Genomic DNA, 4,401 nt, shown 5'->3' on the forward strand with positions numbered 1-4,401 from the left:
TCACATCCTCGATGACCAGCGGGGACAGCCCCGAGAACACTGTCTGGACAAGCTCGTCGACATCCTTCACACGGACATCAACGACCCTCGCGACTCTCCGTCACCACCGGATGTGAGACAGGGCCGAACGATTTACAGTCCCGACAGCCGGGATCGGTGGGCGCACCGTCGGGCCTTGCCCCCCGAGTCCTGGGCACGGGTTGTGCGGCTGGCGTCAGCGTAGTCGATGTTGTTCGGAAGGTGTTCTCGTAGACGATCGGGCTGCGGTGCCCGAGGCGGGAGTAGCGGCGTCGGGTGTTGTAGCGGTGCAGCCAGCGGAACGCGTCGAGGCGGGCCTCGCGCTCGCTGGACCAGCTCTTTCGACTCTGGAGGGTCTCGCGTTTGAACGTCGCGTTGAAGGACTCGGCGAGCGCGTTGCCCGCCGAGCTGCCGACCGCGCTCATGGAGTGCCGGACGCCCGCTGTGCGGCAGGTGTCGGCGAAGGCGGCGCTGGTGTACTGGGCTCCGTGAGCGGTGTGCAGGACCGCTCCGGTGAGGCCGCCGCGGGTGAGCTCGGCGACGGCCAGGCGTCGATGACGAAATCGGCGCGCAGGTGATCGGCCAGAGCCCAGCCGGCCAGGCGGCGGGAGGCGAGGTCGATGACAGTGGCCAGATACAGGAACTTCCCGCCGTCCACCGGGAGATGGGTGATGTCGCCGACGTACTTCCTGTTCGGCTCACGCGCGGTGAAGGCGCGGCCGATCAGGTCCTGGTCCTTCACCCCTGCCGGGTCCGCGATGGTGGTGCGGTGTCTGCGCCGCAGCCGCACGCCGGCCAGATTGATGCTCCGCATCGCGCGCGAGGCGCTTGTGGTTGACCTGCTCGCCCGCCTCGCGGAGTTCGGCGGTGGTCCTGGGGACGCCGTAGGTGCCGTCCGACTCGCGGTGCACGGCCCGTATTCGTGCGGCGAGAACGGCGTCACCGGCCTGCCTCGCTGCCCGGTCCGCGGCTGTCGCACGCCAGTGGTAGAAGCTGGAGCGGGAGACGTCCAGGATGGTGCACAGCCGCTTCACGCCGTAGCGGCGGTGGTGGTCGGCGACGAACCGGAAGCGGTTCACCAGCGCCTCTCCCCGGCGAAATACTTCGCCGCTTTCCGCAGGATCTCGCGTTCTCCCTCCAGCTCACGGACCTTCCTGCGCAGGGCGGCGTTCCCCGCCTCCAACGGCGTGGGCGGCTCCGCTGCCGGCTCTGCCCGGCGTCCCCGGGGCCGGCTCGCGCCGACGTCCCTCACCCAGTTCCGCAGGGTCTCGGGGTTGATCCCCAGATCGGTGGCGACCTGCTCGATCGTCGCTTCGGGCCGCGACTGGTAGAGCGCGACCGCGTCCGCTGTGAACCGCGGCGGGTAGTTCTTCATGACCACGAGATGTCCGTTCTCAGATCCCCAGGGTCCAGTGTCGCGTGTGCCCAGGATCAAAGGTCAAGGCCCGCTCTCCGGCCCGCTGTGACGGCTGCCGCGCGGGTAGTGCCGTCCGGGCCCGTTGCCACCACCGGGGCCGCCAGTACCGGCCGATAGCCTGACCGGCATGAGTGACGGCATCGCATGGATAGGCGCACACCACCACACCCCTTCGTCGGCCGTGCCCGGCATGCTCGGCGGCATCTCGCTGACCCTGGCCCGAGGCGTGGAGACGGACGAGTTCCTCATCAACCTGGGCGCCGACCCCGACGAACTCGCCGCCCGCACCCCGTACAGGGAACTGCGGGCACCGGCCGGGCAGCCGGGCCTGCCCTCCCCCCGCCTCAACCGCGTCATGTACGGCACGTGCGGCGCGTGGACGTACGTGCTGGAGGACTGGGGCATGGCGACCTGGGCGACTGGCTACCAGGGCAAGGCCGAGTCGATGCTTCCCTGCGAGGGCGAGGAGATCCTCTGCCTGACCGCCAACCGTTTCAGCCCCCCGGCCCAGATCATCCATGCGCCCGGTGCCCGCGCGTACCGGGCCGACTTCGGTACCGACACCGGGCAGGGCTCGGCCCTCGACGCCGCCCTCGGCGCCGCGGGCGCGGTGTTCCCGTCGATGCCCGAGACCGGTGAGGCCGAAGTCGTCGCGTACTTCGAGGAGCATGGCGAGCGCCTGCCCGAGCTGGTGTTCACCGCCGTGGGCGCCTACACGGGCGTGGCCATCGACCAGGACGTTGTGGAGGCCGGTGATCTTCCCGGCATCCTCATCGCCCCGGTATGAACGCCTGCCGCGCACATGAGGCCGGCCCCCACCCTGATCGCAGAGTGGGGGCCGATGCCGTTGGGGCCGGGGGTGTTACTCCGCGGCCAACTTGCAGATCACCGGCTGACCGCCGCCGATGCCGTATTTGCAGGTGCCGCCGTCATCCATGCGCGTGTCCAGCCAGTACGCGTCCTTGTCCATGATCCGCATGTCCCGCATGAACGTCGCGAAGTGGTTGCCCATGGATTCCTGGTTGTGCATGCCGGAGATAGCCGACCGGCCGCACACCTCGCTGAACGTGGGGTCGGTGCCGTTCAGGGAGAACAGGTGGACCATGCTGCCGTGCTTCTTGGCGTAGGTGCCAATGCACGCCGCACCCGTCGGCGTGGTCCCGCCCGGGAGCAGGGCGGGGTTCAGGCCGCCCTCAGCGGACGACATGCCGCCGCTGTTGTAGGTGGAGGCGAACGCGAACTCGTCACAGTTCAGCGCGTCGGACGCGTCCACCAGGGCGGAGGCGTCCCCGTTCGCCGCGGCCCACCCGGTGGGGCAGATCCGGTTGCGGCTACGGGAGTTCTGCGCACTGTCGCCCATGTAGTACAGAGGCTTTTGATCGGCCATCGAACCCGGATGCTTGGGGGTGGCCTTCTGGATCAGCCACGCGTGCGCCGCGGCCTGCGGAAAAGCCTTGGCGTTGAAGATGTAGGTGGGGGCGTGATTGACGAACACACAGCCCGTGCCCGGTCCGGCGTCGGTGGTGTCGCATCGGATCTGGTCGAGATCCTCCGTGCCGCCGTCGTAGTCCAGCGACCACTGGTAGCCGGTCATGAACGGGCGGATCTGCCCGTCCGCAGGAAGAATGTTCGCGTCGATCTTCACATCCGGCTTGTACAGGTACGTCTTCCCGGCGACCGAGGCGTCCCACGTGTACGAGGTGGTCAGCGATGCGGAATGCATCTCGCCCGGCACCCACCACGTCTTGCCCTGCCATGCACTGTGATCGGGCTCTTGCGGCGTACACGACCCCTGGCACAGGTGCTCCACCCCCACGAAGTTGATCTCACGGAACGCGAGGGGGATCTGCTGCGCGGGCTCGATGGTGAGGTGCTCGGTGAAGCTGTTCTGGCCGTCGAGCTGAAGCATTCGCAGGAACATGAAGCGAGCAGTGGCCTGGATCGTGCCGTTCATGCGGATGTAGATCGGCACCGATCTGACATCGCACTCGGTGAACCGAGTGGCGAGAATGCTTTCGAAGTCGGTGTTACACCACTCCACCCCGGCCGTCGCGGCCGCCGCGCCCGCGGTCTTCGCCCCGCTCTTGGGTGCCTTGCCCTTGGCCACCGGCGTCGACTTGCCGAAGCACACCTGACGGCCGTCCGCGTCCGCCTCACTGCACTGCTCCACCGCCGACTGCGACGAGCGCGCTGACAGCGGCGTACCGGCCGAGCCCAGCGGCTTCGTCTGGTAGTAGTTCGGCGGCGTGTTCAGCGACGTCGGATCGGGCGCACTGTAGTCGGGCGTCGGCAGCGTCAGATCCACCGGCAGCTCGATGCGGAACTTCGCCCACGGTGACCACGAGGTTTCGTACAGGGAGCCGTCGAACGCCGACGTGTGGAAGACATAGTTGGTGTTCAGCGCCAGCTTGCCCACCGGCACGTCCACCGTGACCGTCGTCCCCGACGCCACGTAGGGGGAGACGATGACACCCCACTCGTTGTCGGCGATGCTCACCTTCTTCAGTGGGTTGCCTGCCGCGTCCGCGGTCCACACCTCGAACGTCAGCGTCGACTTGTCCCCGTCCGCGTCGGTCACCTTGTTCTTGAGCTGGACCTTCTGAGACGTCACCCGCTGGAACCCGCCAGGCGCAGCGTTCCGCGACAGAGGCGCAGCCGTCGGGCTCTTGCCCGACACCGGTCGTGCTCCTGCGGCAGCCGCTCGCGTGGTCTTCTCCGGCCCGGCAGCAGGCCGGGTCGAGGGGGCGGCGTTGGGGTCGGGCTGGGCGGTCGGAGCCGTCTCGGCCGCGCCGGCCACACCGCCGGCACTGAACAGCAGCATGGCCACCGTACCGATGGCTACTGAGGTTGAACTCGTGGTGTCGTAGGAGCTGACGGTCCTTGATCCCTGCGGTATGCCAGTGGGATGCGGTATCCACAAGGCGGCGGCCTGACCGCCGAACGGCAGCAATTCCGCGAGGGGTTAC

The 4,401-nt window shown here is 68.3% G+C and carries 2 protein-coding genes and 1 pseudogene; 1 reads left to right on the forward strand and 2 read right to left on the reverse strand.

What is annotated here, in order from left to right:
* Positions 1-245: 245 nt before the first annotated feature.
* Positions 246-1,399: pseudogene (locus tag ACLIYP_RS29340) on the reverse strand (IS3 family transposase); the annotation flags it as partial.
* A gap of 163 nt (positions 1,400-1,562) precedes the next feature.
* On the opposite strand from ACLIYP_RS29340, the gene ACLIYP_RS29345 reads away from it, so the two are divergent.
* Positions 1,563-2,222: a hypothetical protein gene (locus ACLIYP_RS29345; RefSeq protein WP_412716116.1), complete on the forward strand. Its 660-nt coding sequence runs from the start codon at positions 1,563-1,565 to the stop codon at positions 2,220-2,222.
* A gap of 75 nt (positions 2,223-2,297) precedes the next feature.
* Here ACLIYP_RS29345 and ACLIYP_RS29350 read toward each other — a convergent pair whose 3' ends face one another.
* Positions 2,298-4,262: a hypothetical protein gene (locus tag ACLIYP_RS29350; RefSeq protein ID WP_412716117.1), complete on the reverse strand. Its 1,965-nt coding sequence runs from the start codon at positions 4,260-4,262 to the stop codon at positions 2,298-2,300.
* Between the last annotated feature and the right edge of the window lie 139 nt (positions 4,263-4,401).

It is taken from the genome of Streptomyces nanhaiensis, assembly GCF_046614825.1.
GTDB lineage: Bacteria > Actinomycetota > Actinomycetes > Streptomycetales > Streptomycetaceae > Streptomyces > Streptomyces radiopugnans.